The sequence below is a fragment of the Thermodesulfobacterium hydrogeniphilum genome (genome assembly GCF_000746255.1).
GTDB classification, from domain to species: domain Bacteria; phylum Desulfobacterota; class Thermodesulfobacteria; order Thermodesulfobacteriales; family Thermodesulfobacteriaceae; genus Thermodesulfobacterium; species Thermodesulfobacterium hydrogeniphilum.
Window position 1 is genome coordinate 36,485 of the sequence record NZ_JQKW01000013.1, and the last position, 15,426, is coordinate 51,910.

Annotated in this window: 14 protein-coding genes and 1 tRNA gene; 8 read left to right on the forward strand and 7 right to left on the reverse strand. The window is 31.7% G+C overall.

What is annotated here, in order from left to right:
- Nucleotides 1-2: 2 nt before the first annotated feature.
- Nucleotides 3-812 carry an acyl-ACP--UDP-N-acetylglucosamine O-acyltransferase gene (gene lpxA, locus CC87_RS07655; protein ID WP_038057811.1) on the reverse strand — a complete coding sequence of 270 codons (810 nt, stop codon included), beginning with the start codon at nt 810-812 and terminating at the stop codon, nt 3-5.
- A gap of 3 nt (nt 813-815) precedes the next feature.
- On the reverse strand, nt 816-1,268 hold the full coding sequence (gene fabZ, locus CC87_RS07660; RefSeq protein WP_038057813.1) for a 3-hydroxyacyl-ACP dehydratase FabZ: 453 nt from the start codon (nt 1,266-1,268) through the stop codon (nt 816-818).
- A 75-nt stretch (nt 1,269-1,343) separates the two neighbouring features.
- Between fabZ and CC87_RS07665 the strand changes: the two genes are divergently transcribed.
- Nucleotides 1,344-1,799: an Lrp/AsnC family transcriptional regulator gene (locus tag CC87_RS07665; RefSeq protein ID WP_038057814.1), complete on the forward strand. Its 456-nt coding sequence runs from the start codon at nt 1,344-1,346 to the stop codon at nt 1,797-1,799.
- On the opposite strand, the gene CC87_RS07670 is transcribed toward CC87_RS07665, so the two are convergent.
- From CC87_RS07670 to ilvD, 4 genes are read right to left on the reverse strand one after another with little or no spacing between them, the layout of a single operon-like run.
- Nucleotides 1,800-2,816 carry an MlaD family protein gene (locus tag CC87_RS07670; protein WP_038057816.1) on the reverse strand — a complete coding sequence of 339 codons (1,017 nt, stop codon included), beginning with the start codon at nt 2,814-2,816 and terminating at the stop codon, nt 1,800-1,802. It abuts the gene before it with no gap.
- A gap of 11 nt (nt 2,817-2,827) precedes the next feature.
- A complete protein-coding gene (locus CC87_RS07675) occupies nt 2,828-3,556 on the reverse strand; it encodes an ABC transporter ATP-binding protein (protein WP_038057818.1) in 729 nt (242 codons plus the stop codon).
- Between the two features lie 6 nt (nt 3,557-3,562).
- Nucleotides 3,563-4,330 (reverse strand): MlaE family ABC transporter permease, encoded by a 768-nt coding sequence (locus tag CC87_RS07680; RefSeq protein WP_038057820.1) that lies wholly within the window; start codon nt 4,328-4,330, stop codon nt 3,563-3,565.
- Nucleotides 4,327-5,982 (reverse strand): dihydroxy-acid dehydratase, encoded by a 1,656-nt coding sequence (gene ilvD / locus CC87_RS07685; RefSeq protein ID WP_038057822.1) that lies wholly within the window; start codon nt 5,980-5,982, stop codon nt 4,327-4,329. Before ilvD ends, CC87_RS07680 begins: the two co-directional genes overlap by 4 nt.
- Nucleotides 5,983-6,105: 123 nt before the next feature.
- Between ilvD and CC87_RS07690 the strand changes: the two genes are divergently transcribed.
- The 6 genes from CC87_RS07690 to uvrA are packed head-to-tail and all read left to right on the forward strand — an operon-like array spanning nt 6,106 to nt 13,891.
- Nucleotides 6,106-6,327: a NifU family protein gene (locus CC87_RS07690; RefSeq protein WP_038057868.1), complete on the forward strand. Its 222-nt coding sequence runs from the start codon at nt 6,106-6,108 to the stop codon at nt 6,325-6,327.
- 29 nt (nt 6,328-6,356) lie between these two features.
- Entirely contained in the window at nt 6,357-6,623 is a 267-nt protein-coding gene (rpoZ, locus tag CC87_RS07695; protein ID WP_038057824.1) for a DNA-directed RNA polymerase subunit omega, read from the forward strand.
- Between the two features lie 2 nt (nt 6,624-6,625).
- Complete coding sequence (gene dnaJ, locus CC87_RS07700; RefSeq protein WP_038057826.1) at nt 6,626-7,762, forward strand: molecular chaperone DnaJ; 1,137 nt, start codon at nt 6,626-6,628, stop codon at nt 7,760-7,762.
- Nucleotides 7,759-8,238, forward strand: a complete 480-nt coding sequence (moaC, locus tag CC87_RS07705) for a cyclic pyranopterin monophosphate synthase MoaC (RefSeq protein WP_038057828.1) — start codon at nt 7,759-7,761, stop codon at nt 8,236-8,238. The genes dnaJ and moaC overlap by 4 nt, the downstream gene beginning before the upstream one ends.
- Nucleotides 8,239-8,256: 18 nt before the next feature.
- On the forward strand, nt 8,257-8,619 hold the full coding sequence (gene dksA, locus CC87_RS07710) for an RNA polymerase-binding protein DksA (protein ID WP_038057830.1): 363 nt from the start codon (nt 8,257-8,259) through the stop codon (nt 8,617-8,619).
- A 13-nt stretch (nt 8,620-8,632) separates the two neighbouring features.
- Nucleotides 8,633-13,891: an excinuclease ABC subunit UvrA gene (gene uvrA / locus CC87_RS07715; protein ID WP_038057832.1), complete on the forward strand. Its 5,259-nt coding sequence runs from the start codon at nt 8,633-8,635 to the stop codon at nt 13,889-13,891.
- On the opposite strand, the gene CC87_RS07720 is transcribed toward uvrA, so the two are convergent.
- Nucleotides 13,880-14,995 (reverse strand): DEAD/DEAH box helicase, encoded by a 1,116-nt coding sequence (locus CC87_RS07720; protein ID WP_051920765.1) that lies wholly within the window; start codon nt 14,993-14,995, stop codon nt 13,880-13,882. The genes uvrA and CC87_RS07720 overlap by 12 nt on opposite strands.
- Before the next feature lie 196 nt (nt 14,996-15,191).
- Between CC87_RS07720 and CC87_RS07725 the strand changes: the two genes are divergently transcribed.
- Nucleotides 15,192-15,264 (forward strand) — tRNA-Glu (locus CC87_RS07725).
- The last annotated feature ends 162 nt before the right edge of the window (nt 15,265-15,426 follow it).

Below are 15,426 nucleotides of genomic sequence, written 5' to 3' on the forward strand. Positions count from 1 at the left end.
ACTTAAAAAGCCTCTTCTCCTTCAAAGGGTTTTCTTCTCATAATACCCTGCTTTGATGAATTTTCTAAAAATTTAATAAGTTCTTCTACTACAGGTTCTCCTTTAAAAATGTCTTTTAATTCTTGTATTACTTCTTTAATAGTAGCTGGAGCATCCAAGAAGAATCCTATAGCTTGAGAAATTTTTCTTATATCCTCTTTTGAAAAACCTGCTCTTCTTAATCCTACGAGATTCACTCCTTGAATTTTAGCAGGAATACCAAAAACCTTTACATAAGGAGGAACATCTTTATCAACCCCTGTCATGGCACTAACAAAAGCATAAGCGCCTATTCTACAAAATTGATGAACCGCAGAAAAACCACCCATTACTACTCTATTACCTACTCTTACATGTCCTCCCAAGGTGGCATTGTTGGACATAACCACGTTATTACCAATTTTACAATCATGAGCTATATGCACATAACACATGAGCAAACAGTTATCTCCTATTCTGGTAATACCATCATCATAGGCAGTTCCACGATGAATAGTAACGAATTCTCTTATAATATTATTATTACCTATTTCCACAAAGGTTTCCTCACCTTTATAACCCAGATGTTGAGGAGCAGTTCCTATGACAGAAAATGGGCCAATTTGATTATTTTCTCCTATTTTGGTATTTGATTCTATATAGGTATTAGCTTTTATTACGGTTCCCTTTCCTATGCTTACTTTGGGCCCTATATAAACACCAGGAGCTATCTCTACATCTTCTGCAATTTGAGCTGAGGGATCTATAAAAGCTGTAGGATGAATTTTAGCCATAAACTAAGCCTCCTTGTCTTTCATAGCAGCAGTAATTTCACCTTCAGCAACAATTTTATCTCCTACTCTTGCTGTAGCTGTAGTTTTTATAATAGGTCCTTTTTTCTTAAATCCCTTAGCTTCTAAAATTAAGGTATCTCCAGGATAAACAGGCTGTCTAAATTTCGCCTTATCAACTCCAGCTAAAACAAAAAGTTTATCTTTATATTCTGGAAAAATGTATTTTAAACCTACTGCTGCAGCTTGAGCCATAGCTTCAATAATTAAAACCCCTGGCATAATAGGATATTCAGGGAAATGTCCCTGAAAAAAAGGCTCATTAATAGTAACATTTTTAATAGCTTTTACATATTCATTTTGAACATTTATTTCCAAGACTTTATCAATCATCAAAAAAGGAAATCTATGAGGTAAAAACTCAAAAATTTCCTGAATACTTATCTCTTTTTTTTCCATAAGTTTCCCCCTCTTGGAAATATTAGAAATTATATTATCATAAATTTATTACCTGCAAAGAGAAACAAATTAAAAATGTCAGAAAACCCAAAAAAAGAAAAATTTAAAAAGCTTTTAAATTATATTCAAGACAATTTTCCTTTGCATCCAAGACCCTTTCAGGTTTTATCTAAAAAGTTTAAACTCTCAGAAAAAGAAATAATTGATTATTTAAAACAATTAAAAGAAAAAAATATTATTAGACACTTCGGAGCCACTATCAATTCTCATAAGTTAAAATATACTACCTGTTTATGTGCAACTTCTATTCCAGAAAATAAAATAGATATAGCTTATAAAATTGCAGAACTTCCAGAAATAACCCATGCCTATTTAAGAGAACATAAGTTAAATTTTTGGTTTACTATAATCAGCAAAAGTGAAGAAGATTTATTAAATATTATCCAGAGTTTAGAAAAAACCTATAGTTTAAAAATAAAAGCATTTCCAGCTACAAAAAAGTTTAAAGTAAAAGCAGTTTTTGAATTATAGTTATTGCATAGCAGCTCCTGCTATTGTACCAAAAACAGTTATAGGCACCTGTTCTTCTACACCCTGTGCTGCTCTATTGACACTTCTAAGAGTTTTTTTAGCTTCTATATATAAAGAATCATCTTTATATAGTTTACCAAGGGTTCCTTTACCCTGTTCAATATTAGCTATCATTCTCTTTAAACCACTTGAGACCGCTTTCAGATCTCTATAAAGTTTATCATCTGTCATAAGCTTACCAAGAGTCCCTTCTCCATTTTTTAATTTTTCAGAAATATTTTCCAAATTAGCTACAGTCTGTGTTAATTTTTTATAAAGTTGTTCATCTTTTACTAATTTTCCTAAGGTTCCTTGTCCACTTTCTATTTGTTCAGCTATATGTTTTAAACTCTTTGTAGAAGCTGTAAGATTTTTATAAAGTGTATCATCATTAATAAGTTTACCCAGAGTTCCCTGCCCTTTTTCTATTTTTTCAGCAATAATTTTGAAACTTTTAGAAATTTCTTTTACATTGGATACTAACTCTTTTAAATTCTGCTTTCCTTCCTCAGTACTTAACAATTCTTTTAAACCCTCCAGTGTAGGGCCTATACTTGCCAAAATATCATCCATAGAAATTGGACTATGAGTTTTTGCTATTATAGAATTAGCTTCTAAATAATGCTGTGATTTACCAGGTTTAATATCCACAAATTTATCTCCTAAAACACCATAGGTTTTTATATAAGCCTCTGCATCATCTTGAATTTTATATTTTTTATAAATAATTAACTCTACTTTGGCTTTGCCATCAGGAGTTAATTCTATATCACCTACTTTACCTATATTAACTCCAGCCATCTCTATTTTAGCACCTTTTGTAAGCCCGGAAACATTTTCAAATACAGCATAAAGTTTGTAGGTATCCTTGGTGGTAAAAGTTTCTTCACCAAGTTTAAAAGTCAAATAAAAAAGCGCCAAAAGACCTATAAAAACAAAAATCCCAACCTTTATTTCGGTAGAGTTTCTTATGGTCATTTTCATCCCCCCTATATTAAAGCACTTTCTATAAAATTTCTTATAAAAGGTTCATCTATAGTTTTTATTTCCTCAGGGGTCCCTTCTACAAGAATTTTTCCTTGATGAAGAAAGGCGATCCTATCTGCAAATTTGAACGCAAGGGGTACATCATGGCTAATTACCACACAGGTTAAACTGTACCTTTCTTTCAAATCTTTGATTAATTCCATTATAGAAACCTGTAAAATAGGATCCAACCCTGTAGTAGGCTCATCAAATAGAACTATTTGAGGCTGTAGAGCTAAGGTTCTTGCTAAAGCAGCTCTTTTCCTCATTCCTCCAGATAATTCAGAAGGATATTTATCTTTTGCCTCTAATAAATTAACTACAGAAAGTAGCTCTTCTGCTTTTTCTTCTATTTCTTTTTTTGACATTTTAAAATGCTCTTTTAAAGGAAACATTACATTTTCTTTTACTGTCATAGAATCAAATAAAGCACCTTCCTGAAAAAGAAAACCTATTTTTTTTCTAATTTTTTGTAATTCCTTTTCAGAAAGTTTAGTAATATCTTGATTATCGAACCATATCTCTCCACTATCAGGCTTTAAAAGACCTACAATGTGTTTTATTAGAACACTTTTTCCTGTTCCACTTTGTCCCATAATAAAAGTAATTTGATTAGCAGGGATAATAAGGTTAACACCTCTTAAAACTTCAAATCCATCAAAACTTTTTTTAAGATCTTTTATATTAATCATAGTCTTTTAGAAAAATATAGTAGTTAAAATATAATCAGATATTAATATCCCTACAGTAGATATTACAACTGCCTCTGTAGTAGCTCTACCCACCCCTTCTGCTCCACCAGAAGCATAATATCCTTTATATCCACAAACTGTTACTAAAAATGCTCCAAAAAAAATTGATTTATATATTCCACTCATTATATCCTTTAATTCCACCATATCTATCATTCTTGCAGTTAGGATACCAGGATCAATATGAACCAAAAAAGCTCCAACAATGTAACCTCCAGCAATTCCTACTAAATCCGCTATAGCAGTTAAAAGTGGTAAAACTAAAATACCAGCCCAAAGTCTTGGACTCACAAGATATTGAATGGGATTTACAGCCATTATTTTTAAAGCATCTATCTGTTCAGTAATTCTCATGCTTCCCAGTTCTGCAGAGATAGCTGAACCAGCTCTTGCAATAACTACAACTGCAGTTAAAACTGGCCCAAGTTCTCTGGTCAAAGTTAAAGCCACCACTCCACCAAGAACACTCTGGGAACCAACCTTAGCAAGAGCAATATTTACCTGATAAGCTGTAACCATTCCTGAAAAAAGAGAAGTAAGGAATACTACTAAAAAAGAGTTTACTCCTATAAATTCCATATATTTAATAAGAAGTCCTATACGAAAAGGACGGGTAAAAAAATAAAAAAAGCTTTGTAAAAAGAAAATAAAGATTCCACCACAATCACAAATAACTTTTAAAAAAGCTTTTCCTAAAAGGGCAAAAAAATTCATTCTAAAATAGCCCCTTTAGCTCCTGATTTTACCAAAATATGATATTTTTTTAAAATTCCTTCTAATTTTTTCTTCTTAGGTTTCCATTTTTTTCTTCTTTTTTCCAATTCTTCTTCAGAAACTTTAAGATCAAGTTTTCTTTCTGGAATATCTATTTCTATAATATCACCATCTTTTACTAAAGCTATAGGACCTCCCTCTGCTGCCTCTGGGGAAACATGCCCTATACAAGCTCCTTGAGTCCCACCGCTAAATCTCCCATCAGTGACAAGGGCTACTGAATCTCCTAATCCCATTCCTATAATAGCAGATGTTGGAGAAAGCATTTCCCTCATACCAGGACCGCCCTTTGGACCTTCATATCTTATAACTACCACATCTCCTGGTTTTATTTTTTTATCAAGTATAGCCTTATAAGCTTCTTCTTCTGAATCAAAAACCTTAGCAGGTCCAGTATGTTTAAGCATCTTAGGAAGAACTGCACTGGTTTTAACCACTGCTCCTTCTGGAGCTAAAGTTCCATAAAGTATAGCTATTCCTCCTTCTTTAGCATAAGGTTCTTCTACAGATCTTATAACTTCCCTATTTAAAATTTCGGCGTTTTTCAAATTTTCTTTAAGGGTCTTTCCTGTAACTGTTTTAACATCTAAATGAATAATCCCCAGCTTAGAAAGTTCTTTCATTACTGCAGGAATTCCCCCTGCAAAATGCAAATCAACTACACTATGATCACCTGCAGGAATAAGTTTAGCAAGAACAGGTGTTTTTCTGGAAATTTCATCAAAAGTTTTTAAATCCAGATCCACTTTAGCTTCATGAGCAATAGCCATAAGATGTAAAACTGTATTAGTAGAACATCCTAAAGCCATATCTACAGCTATAGCGTTTTCAAAGGATTTTTTAGAGATTAATTTTCTTGGAGTAAGATTTTTCTTAACCAATTCCATAATTTTTCTTCCTGTTTCTTTGGCAAGTCTAATCCTATCAGCAAAAACAGCAGGAATAGTACCATTACCAGGAAGTGCCAAACCTATTGCCTCAGAAAGACAATTCATAGAATTAGCTGTAAACATACCAGCACAAGATCCGCAGGTAGGACAGGCACATGATTCCAACTCTGCTAATTCTTCTTCACTCATCTCTCCTCTTTTAACTTTTCCTATAGCCTCAAAAACAGAAATAAGATTTACTTTTTTACCTTTGTATAAACCAGTAAGCATAGGACCACCTGCTACAATAATAGAAGGAATATTTACTCTAAAAGCTGCCATAAGCATACCAGGAGTAATTTTATCACAACTTGTAACAAGAACTAAACCATCAAAAGCATGGGCTTGAGCCATTATTTCTATAGAATCGGCAATAATTTCTCTACTGGGTAGAGAATATTTCATCCCTTCATGATTCATGGCAATTCCATCACAAACCCCTATAACTCCAAATTCTACAGGAACCCCTCCAGCTTCCCTTATACCTGCCTTTACTGCCTCTACAATTTGTCTTAAATGAATATGTCCAGGAATTATTTCATTAAAAGAATTAGCAACTCCTATAAGAGGACGTTTTAACTCATCATTTGTAAAACCTGAAGCTTTAAATAAAGATCTATGAGGAGCTCTTTCAATACCCTTTTTTGCCTTGTCACTTCTCATTTAAAAGCCTCCTTTATAAATTTAAATCATTTTAGATAAAAAAATATTTTATAAAAATTAAACCTTGCTGTCAAGGAATTTTGTATTAAATTTATATAAAATTTTAATAAAGGAGGTTTTATGATTAAAGAAGCTGTAGAACAAGCCTTAGCTAAAGTAAGGCCTATGTTACAGGCTGATGGAGGAGATGTTGAATTAGTAGATGTAACGGAAGATGGTATAGTAAAAGTTAGATTAAAAGGAGCCTGTGGATCTTGCCCTATGGCAACTATGACTTTAAAAATGGGAATTGAAAGGTATCTAAAAAAAGAAGTTCCAGAAGTTACTGAAGTAGTTGCAGTTTAAAATTAAAAAAATTCTCTTGGGGTGAAAAAATGGCAAGAGTAACTGTAGAAGATTGTTTAAAAAAAGTTCCAAGTAGATTTAAATTAATTCATTTAGCCATAGAAAGAATTAAACAATTAAGAGAAGGAGCCCAACCTCTTATTGAATGTGACAATAAAGAAGTAGTTTTAGCTCTGAGAGAAATTGCTGCAGGATTCGTAACCCCTGAAAATATTAAAGATTTGATGAAAAAAGAAAGAGTTACCTCCCCTTATGAAATTTCTGAAATTTTAAAACAAAAAGGAACTAATAAATAAAAATGGCTTATAAAGATTATTATGCAATTTTAGGTATTCCACGCAATGCTACTCAAGAAGAGATAAAACGTGCCTATCGTAGACTTGCTCTCAAATATCATCCTGACAAAAATCCAGGAGATAAAGAGGCTGAAGAAAAATTTAAGGAAATTTCTGAAGCCTATGAAGTTCTTTCTGATCCCGAAAAAAGAGCTATATACGATAATTATGGTTATTCTGGACTAAAATCCTCTGGATATAGTGGATTTGAAGATATTTCTGATATTTTTAAAACTTTTTCTGATATTTTTGAAGATTTTTTTGGATTTTCTTTTGAAGAAAAATCCCAAACCAGACCCAGAGACGGAGCAGACCTTTCTTATGAAATAGTTTTAGATTTAGAAGATCTTTTTCAGGATAAAAAATTAGAAATAGAAGTAGAAAAATTGGAAGCTTGTGAATATTGCGGTGGTTTAGGATATGATCTTGAAAAAGGGGTTAAAACCTGTGAGACCTGTAAAGGAAAAGGAAGAGTTACTTATAGCGAAGGATTCTTTAGAATAAGTTATACCTGTCCAGATTGTAAAGGAAGAGGGACTATTTATGTAGAAAAGTGTTCTCATTGTAAAGGTTCTGGAAGAATTTGGAAAAAGAAAAAATTAAATATCACTATACCTGCTGGGGTAGAAGATGGAACTATTTTAAGAATACCAGGTGAAGGAGAAGCTGGTCTTTTTGGTGGAAGACCAGGCGATCTTTATATCAGAGTTAAAATTAAACCTCATCCTTATTTTTATAGAAATAAATCAGATATAATAGGAAATTTAAAAATAAATTTTATTTCAGCTATTTTAGGAGATAAAATTACAATCCCCTATTTTGGAGAAGAAGTAGAAGTAGAAATTCCTGCTGGAACTCAACCAGTAGATGAAATTGTTATAAAAAATAAAGGATTACCTGATCCTAAAACAGGAAAAAGAGGAAATCTTATTTTAAAAGTGCAAGTAGAACTTCCTAAAAAAGTTGGTGAAGAGGGTAAAAAACTTCTTAAAAAATTTGCTCAAGTAGAAGGTTTAGAAGATTTTAAAAATGGTTTAGAATCCTATCAAAAAAAGAAAAAAGAGGGATTCTGGAAAAAATTTATTTTTGGAAGTAAATAATGAATCAATTTTCTCATCTTGACAAAGATGGAAAACTTCATATGGTTGATATTAGTCCAAAAACTTTTACTGAAAGAGTTGCCATTGCTAAAGGAGAAATTATCTTCCCAGAGGAAATTTATCCTAAAATTTTTTCTCAAGATGTACCTAAGGGAGATTTTTTGGCCTGTGCTAAAGTTGCTGGAATTTTAGCTGCTAAAAAGACTTCAGAGCTTATCCCTTTATGTCATCCTTTACCAATTACCAAGATTGATATAGAGTTCAATTTTCTTCCAGAAAAATATTCCTTAGAAATTATAGGGAAGGTGAAAACTGTAGCTCAAACTGGTGTTGAAATGGAAGCTCTTACAGCTGTTTCAGTAGCTGCTCTTACTATTTATGATATGTGTAAATCCCTCCATAAAGGTATAAAAATAAATAATATCCGCCTTATCTATAAATCCGGCGGAAAAAGCGGAGAAACAATCCTTGAATAACCAAAAAAGGAGGATTGCATGGATAAAGAAAAACTTGAATTCTTTAAAAAACTTCTGCTTAAAAAAAAGGAACAAATTTTAAAAGAGGTTATTGAAACAAAAAAGGAATTAACAGAAGTTTCAGAACCTTTACCTGATGTTGTAGATCAGGCCTCTCAAGAAAGTGATCTTACTTTTAAATTAAGATTAAGAGATAGAGAACAAAAACTTCTCAAAAAGATAGAAAAGGCTTTAAAGAAAATAGAAGACGGAACTTATGGAATTTGCGAAATGTGTGGCGGAGAAATTGATGAAAAAAGACTTATAGCACGTCCTGAAGCTACTCTTTGCATAGAATGTAAAAAAGCTCAAGAAAGAATAGAAAAAATTAGAGGAGAATAAAAATTAAACTAAGGTGTCTACATCTAAAGAAAGATTTATTGAACTTTTTGAAATCTCTCAAAATAATTTAAAAGGTTTTGATCTTGAACTTCCATTTTATAAATTAATTGTTGTTACCGGAGTTTCTGGGGCAGGAAAATCAAGCTTAGTTTTTGATACTCTTTATGCAGAGGGACAAAGAAGATATTTAGAAACTTTTTCTTCTTATGTAAGACAATTCTTTGAAAAACTCCCTAAACCTAAGGTAAAGGCTGTTCATAATATCCCTGCTTCTTTAGCTTTTCCTCAAGGAAATTACATTAAAACATCTCGTTCAACAGTTGCTACTCTTACAGAAATAAGCCATTTTACCAAAATGCTTTATTATAAAGCTGGTATTCCAAAATGTCCAAATTGCAATAAATATATCCAGGTAAAAGATCCCCATTCTATTGCTAAGGAAATTATACAAAAATTCAAAAATATCCCTCTTTATCTAATTGCTCCTCAAAAGATTAAAACAAGCTTTGAATATTTAAAAAAAGGTCTTCTTTCTTCTGGATTTAGCAGAATTTTTCTAAATGGAAGGGTCTGTGAGATTGATGAAATAGAAAAACCACCAGATCAGGAGGAAATAGAGCTTGTTATTTATAGATTAAAACCCACTGAAAAAGATCTATCATCTCTTGTTTCAGCTATAGAACAGGCTTTTAAGATTTCAAGCCAGATGAAAATAAGAACTATTTATGGAGAAGAAATTTATTATACCCGAGATTTAATATGCCCTGATTGTGGTTTTAAAGTTCCTTTAAAAACTCCTAATCTTTTTTCCTTTAATACCTCTCAAGGAGCATGTCCGGAATGTAAAGGTTTTGGAAATCTTTTGGTGGTTGATTTTGAATCATTGGTAAAACATCCTGAAAAATCTATAAAAGATGGTGCTATACCTCTTCTTGATTATCCTTTTATGTTAGAAGTAAAAATAGATCTTTTGGATTATTTAAAACGCTTAAATATCTCTATAAATACTTCTTTTTATAAATTACCTGAAGAAATAAAAGAAAAAATTTTTTATGGTGAAAATGAGTGGTATGGTTTAAAAGAAGTAATAAATTGGCTGGAAAGTAAAAAATATAAATCTCATATAAGAATTCTTTTATCAAAACTAAGAAGAGAAATTATTTGTCCTTTATGTAAGGGTTCTCGTTTTAATCCTCAGGCTCTTTATTTTTATATAGATAATTTAAATATAGGAGATTTTTATGCTTTAGAAATAGAAAAGGCTAAAAAATTTATAGAATCTTTTCTTGCTAAAAATCAACTTCCTGCAGAAGAAAGACTGGCTAAGGAAATTTTAAAAAGACTTTCTTATTTGAAAGAGGTTGGGCTTTCCTATCTTACTTTAAATAGGACCAGCAGAACCCTTTCAGGCGGAGAAGCCAGCAGATGCCTTCTAACAAGAGCTTTGTCCTCTGATTTGGTAGAAACACTTTATCTCATAGATGAACCTACTACAGGACTTCATCCTCGTGATACACGCAGAATTTTAAAATTTATGGAAAATTTAGTATCTCAAAAAAATACAGTAGTGGTAGTAGAACATGATCCAGAGATAATTACACAGGCTGATTTTTTAATAGAGCTTGGTCCTCAAGGTGGAGAAAAGGGTGGATATCTTTTGCATGCAGGTTCTCCTAAGGATATTTTTAAAAAAGATACTCCTACAGCAGAAGCTTTAAAATTAGTAAGTTCGAAAAGAACCTTTTTCCCTTCTCAAATAAAATCTAAAAAAAATTTAATTTTCAAAAGAGCAAAAAAGTATAATCTCAAAAATATTTCTTTTTCTATACCCTTAGGCTGTATAACTTCTATTGTAGGAGTTTCTGGCTCTGGTAAATCTACTCTTTTAGAAGAAATTATTTATAAAGGAATCAATGCCTATAAAAATGAATTAAAGTTTGAAAATTGTAAAAAAATAGAGGGGATAGAGCATATTTCACAGGTACTTTTTCTTACACAGGAACCTTTAGCTAAGTCTCCCAGATCTGTTATAGCAAGTTATATAAATATTCTTCCTTTTATTAGAAAACTTCTTGCCAGTACACCTCTTGCTAAAAAATATGGTTATCCAGAAACTTTTTTTTCTTTTAATTCAGAATTAGCTCAATGTCCTGCCTGTAAAGGGCTGGGATTTGAAATTGTAGAAATGCAATTTTTATCAGATTTTGTAATCCCCTGTGAGGTTTGTAAGGGGACAAGATTTAGAGAAGAAGTGCTTGAGATTAAATGGCGAGGCAAAAATATTGCAGAAATCCTTGATTTAACTGTAGATTCTGCATTAGAATTTTTTGGAAGTCATACTCAAATAAAAAAGCATCTTGAAATTTTGAAAAAATTAGGACTGGGATATCTAAAACTTGGTCAACCTTTATCTACCCTTTCAGGAGGAGAAGCACAAAGGCTTAAAATTGCAGAGATCTTATCTCAAATAAAAAAAGAAAAAGCTTTAATTCTACTTGATGAACCCACAGTAGGCCTTCATTTAAAAGATATATCTAATCTTATCTCTGCTTTAAAATTTTTGAAAGAGGAAGGGCATACCATTGTTATAGTGGAACACAATCCTGAAATAATTTTAGCTTCAGACTGGGTTATAGAGCTTGGGCCTGAAGGAGGAGAAAAAGGTGGGTATCTCATTTTTGAAGGATCTCTTTCAGATTTTATAAAACTTGAAAAAGGAAAAAGCTTCACTTCTGATTATTTAAAAGAATATCTACAAGGCTTAAATCTTAAAGAAAAAGCTAAAATTTTAAGAGAATATACCTATGAAGAGCCTTATATAAAACTAAGAGGTATAAGACATCATAATTTACAAAACATAAATTTAGATATACCAAGAGAAAAATTTATTGTTATAACCGGTGTTTCTGGTTCTGGAAAATCAACTCTTGCTTTTGATGTCCTTTTTACAGAAGGACAGAGGCGTTTTCTTGAAACTCTACCTGCTTATTTAAGACAGTTTTTAAAACTTTATGAAGAAATAGATTATGACCTTATCTCAGGAATTCCCCCCACAGTAGCCTTAGAACAAAGATCAGGAGAATTATCCCCTCGTTCTACTGTAGGCACAGTAACCGAAATTCTTCCTTATCTAAGGCTTCTTTATGCTAAAATAAGCAAAGCTTTTTGCCCAAAGTGTAATCAGGAATTAAAGCCTCATACCCCGGAAGAACTTTTTGAAATAGCCTTAGATTTAATAAAAAATAAAAAAGTAGAAGAAATTACTATTCTTGCTTCTTTAATAAAGTATCGCAAAGGAATCTACAGAAATCTTTTTGAAAAGCTTTTAAACTCAGGTTATCATCAGGTAAGAATAGATGGAACTTTTTATAAAATCCCTCCTATACCATCTTTATCAAGGTTTAAAGAACATACTATAGAGGTGGTTTTAGGCAAGTTGAATAATTTTAATAAACAAACTTTTAAGGATTTGTTTTTAAAAGCTTTGCAAGAAGGGAAAGGGGAAGCTATTTTACTTTTAGATAACAAAGAATATTTATTTAGCCAGAAAAGAACCTGTCCAAGTTGTGGAATCAGTCTTCCAGAACCAGATCCTCTTTTATTTGCTTTTAATTCTAAAATAGGAGCCTGTCAAAGCTGTCAAGGACTTGGAAGAATAGAAAATGAGATATGTCCTATTTGTAAAGGTAGCAGATATAAAAAAGAAGTTTTTTATTATAGAATTAACGGACTTTCTCTTCCTGAACTCTGTGAATTAGACATTTATAAGGTAAAAGACTTTTTAACAGGCTTAAAGTTAAAAGGAAAAGAAAAACTTCTGGCAGAAGAACTTGTAACTGAAATTATTTCGCGTTTAGAATATCTTATTAAATTAGGAGTAGGATATCTTACTCTTGGAAGATCAGCAGATACTCTTTCTTCTGGAGAGGCTAAAAGGGTAAGGATTTCAGCTGAGATAGGAAGTAATCTTACAGGAGTAGCTTATATTCTTGATGAGCCAACTATTGGGCTTCATCCCAAAGATAACGCTAAACTAATAGAAGTTTTAAAAACTTTGAGAGATAAAGGAAATACTGTTATAGTGGTAGAGCATGATGAAGATACCATTCTTGCAAGTGATTTTGTAATAGATCTTGGACCTGGTGGTGGTAAAAAAGGAGGAAAAGTTATTTTCGCAGGTCCTTCTTCAGAGCTTTTAAATTGCAAAAATTCAGAAACTGCTAAGGTTTTACAGGATAAAACCAGAAAGATTCTTAAAAGTCTTAATAGAAAACCTAAGGAGTTTATTACTTTAAAAAAAGCTAATCTTAGAAATCTTAAAAATGTAGATGTTTCCTTTCCTATTAATGCCTTAACTGTAGTAGTAGGAGTTTCTGGCTCTGGAAAATCTACATTAGTTTGCGATGTGCTTTTTGAAAACTTGAAAAGGCTTTTAGAAAAATCTAAATCTGAATTAATCGGAGTAAAAGAGATTGAAAATTTTGAGAAAATAAGGAGGGTTTATTTAGTAGATCATTCTCCTATAGGAAATACTCCTCGTTCTACCCCTGCTACTTATATAAGTGTTTTCACAGATATAAGAAAAGTTTTTGCTCAAACTATTTTAGCTAAACAAAGAGGTTATAAAGAAGGACGTTTTTCTTTTAATACTTCTGAAGGACAATGCCCTTATTGTAGAGGTCAGGGATATATAAAAGTTGAAATAAAATTTTTACCTGAGGTTTATCAACTTTGTGAGTACTGTCAGGGGAAAAGATATAATCCAGAAACCTTAGAAATTTTCTTAAAAGGTAAAAATATTGCAGATATATTAAATATGGACTTTGCAGAGGCAGCTGAATTTTTTACTAATTTTTCCTCTATACAACATAAATTGAACACAGTTTGTGAGATAGGGCTTGATTATTTAACTCTCGGACAACCCAGTCCTACTCTTTCAGGAGGAGAAGCTCAAAGGATAAAACTTGCTAAGGAGTTTGTAAAATCCTCTAAAACTGGAACTCTTTTTATTTTAGATGAGCCTACTACAGGACTTCACATAAAGGATGTGGAAAAATTAATAAATGTTTTGCAGGGTCTTATAGAAAAAGGGCATACTGTAGTAGTAATAGAGCATAATTTAGAATTAATAAAATGTGCAGACTGGGTTGTAGAGCTTGGACCTGAGGGAGGAGAAAAAGGTGGGCATCTACTTTTCCAAGGTTCTATTTCAGATTTTTTAAAAGCAAATACCCCCACCTCAGAAGTTCTTCTCTCTTATTTACAAAATTAACTCTATATTTGCTTGGGTTCTGGATTTAATATTTCTAAAATATTTATTTTCTGCATAGGAAAATATAGAAATAGCCAATCCCCTTTTTCCAGCTCTTCCGGTTCTTCCTATTCTGTGAATATAACTATCTGGATCTCTGGGAATCTCATAATTAATAATAAGATCTACACCTTTTATATCAAGTCCTCTGGCTGCTATATCTGTAGCAACTAAAATTTTAAATTCATCAGCCTTAAAATCTCTTAAAACTTTTTCCCTTTTTATTTGAGAAAAATCTCCATGAATAGATGAGGATTTAAAACCTTGATTTTTAAGCTTATAAGCTACTTCATCAGCTACCTTTTTAGTCTGAGTAAAAATTATAGTTTTAATATCCCCATACTCTTTAAGAATTTCTACTAATTTTAAAAATCTATTCTGGGTCTTAATTTTATAAGCCATTTGTTTAATCCTATCTATTACTATTTCTTCAGGGTTGACTTTAATAATTTCAAATTCAGGATTTAAAAATTCTTTAGCAAGATTAAGTACTGCCTTAGGCATGGTAGCAGAGAAAAGCAAATTTTGTTTTTCTTCTGGCAAATGGCTTATAATTTCTCTTATATCCTCTATAAATCCCATATCAAACATTCTATCAGCTTCATCTAAAACAAGTATTCTTACATGATTTAATTTTAAATGTCCTCTATTAATAAGGTCTTTTATTCTTCCTGGGGTACCAACTACTACCACATCTCTTGCTTTTTGCAAAAAATCAATTTGACGCTGAATAGATTTGCCTCCATAAACTGCTAAAACAAAAATTCTTTTAAATCTTCCGATATCCTTTATTTCTTTTGTTACCTGCATAGCAAGTTCTCTGGTAGGAACAAGAATAAGAGCTTGGATTTTTCTTTGTTTGGAATTAATTATCTCAACTATTGGAATACCAAAAGCTGCAGTTTTACCTGTTCCTGTTTGAGCCTGTGCTATAAGATCCTTTCTTTGAAGAATCAAAGGAATAGCCTTAGCCTGAATTTCTGTAGGTTCTTTATATCCCATCTTTTTTAAAGAAGCTAAGGTTAAATTAGAAATACTTAAATCTTGAAAAAATTGCACTGACATAAAAAATACCTCCTCTATTAGTTAATTTTTTGGAGGAAAAATTCTCTTAACAAGAACAACTGAGAAGCTGTTAACCTGAACTATAGGAGAATATTTCCTCTTACTTTAAGATTAAAGATACTCCTTTTTTAAAAAAATACAAGTGGGATTGACTTTTCTTTAGATTAGTTTATTTTATAAAATGTTAATTAAAGATGCCCCCATCGTCTAGTGGACTAGGATACTGGCCTCTCACGCCAGAGACACGGGTTCGAATCCCGTTGGGGGCGTTTTTTAATTATTTTCTATATTTTTTATACATTAATTAATAGTTAGAAAGATATAATGAGAAATTTATTTTGTTTTCTCTTCTACAGTTTTTTATTTATTTGCCTCTTTCTTTTTATAAGTTGTCAACATCAACCTAAAAGTTATATTTTATTTCCTCAAAC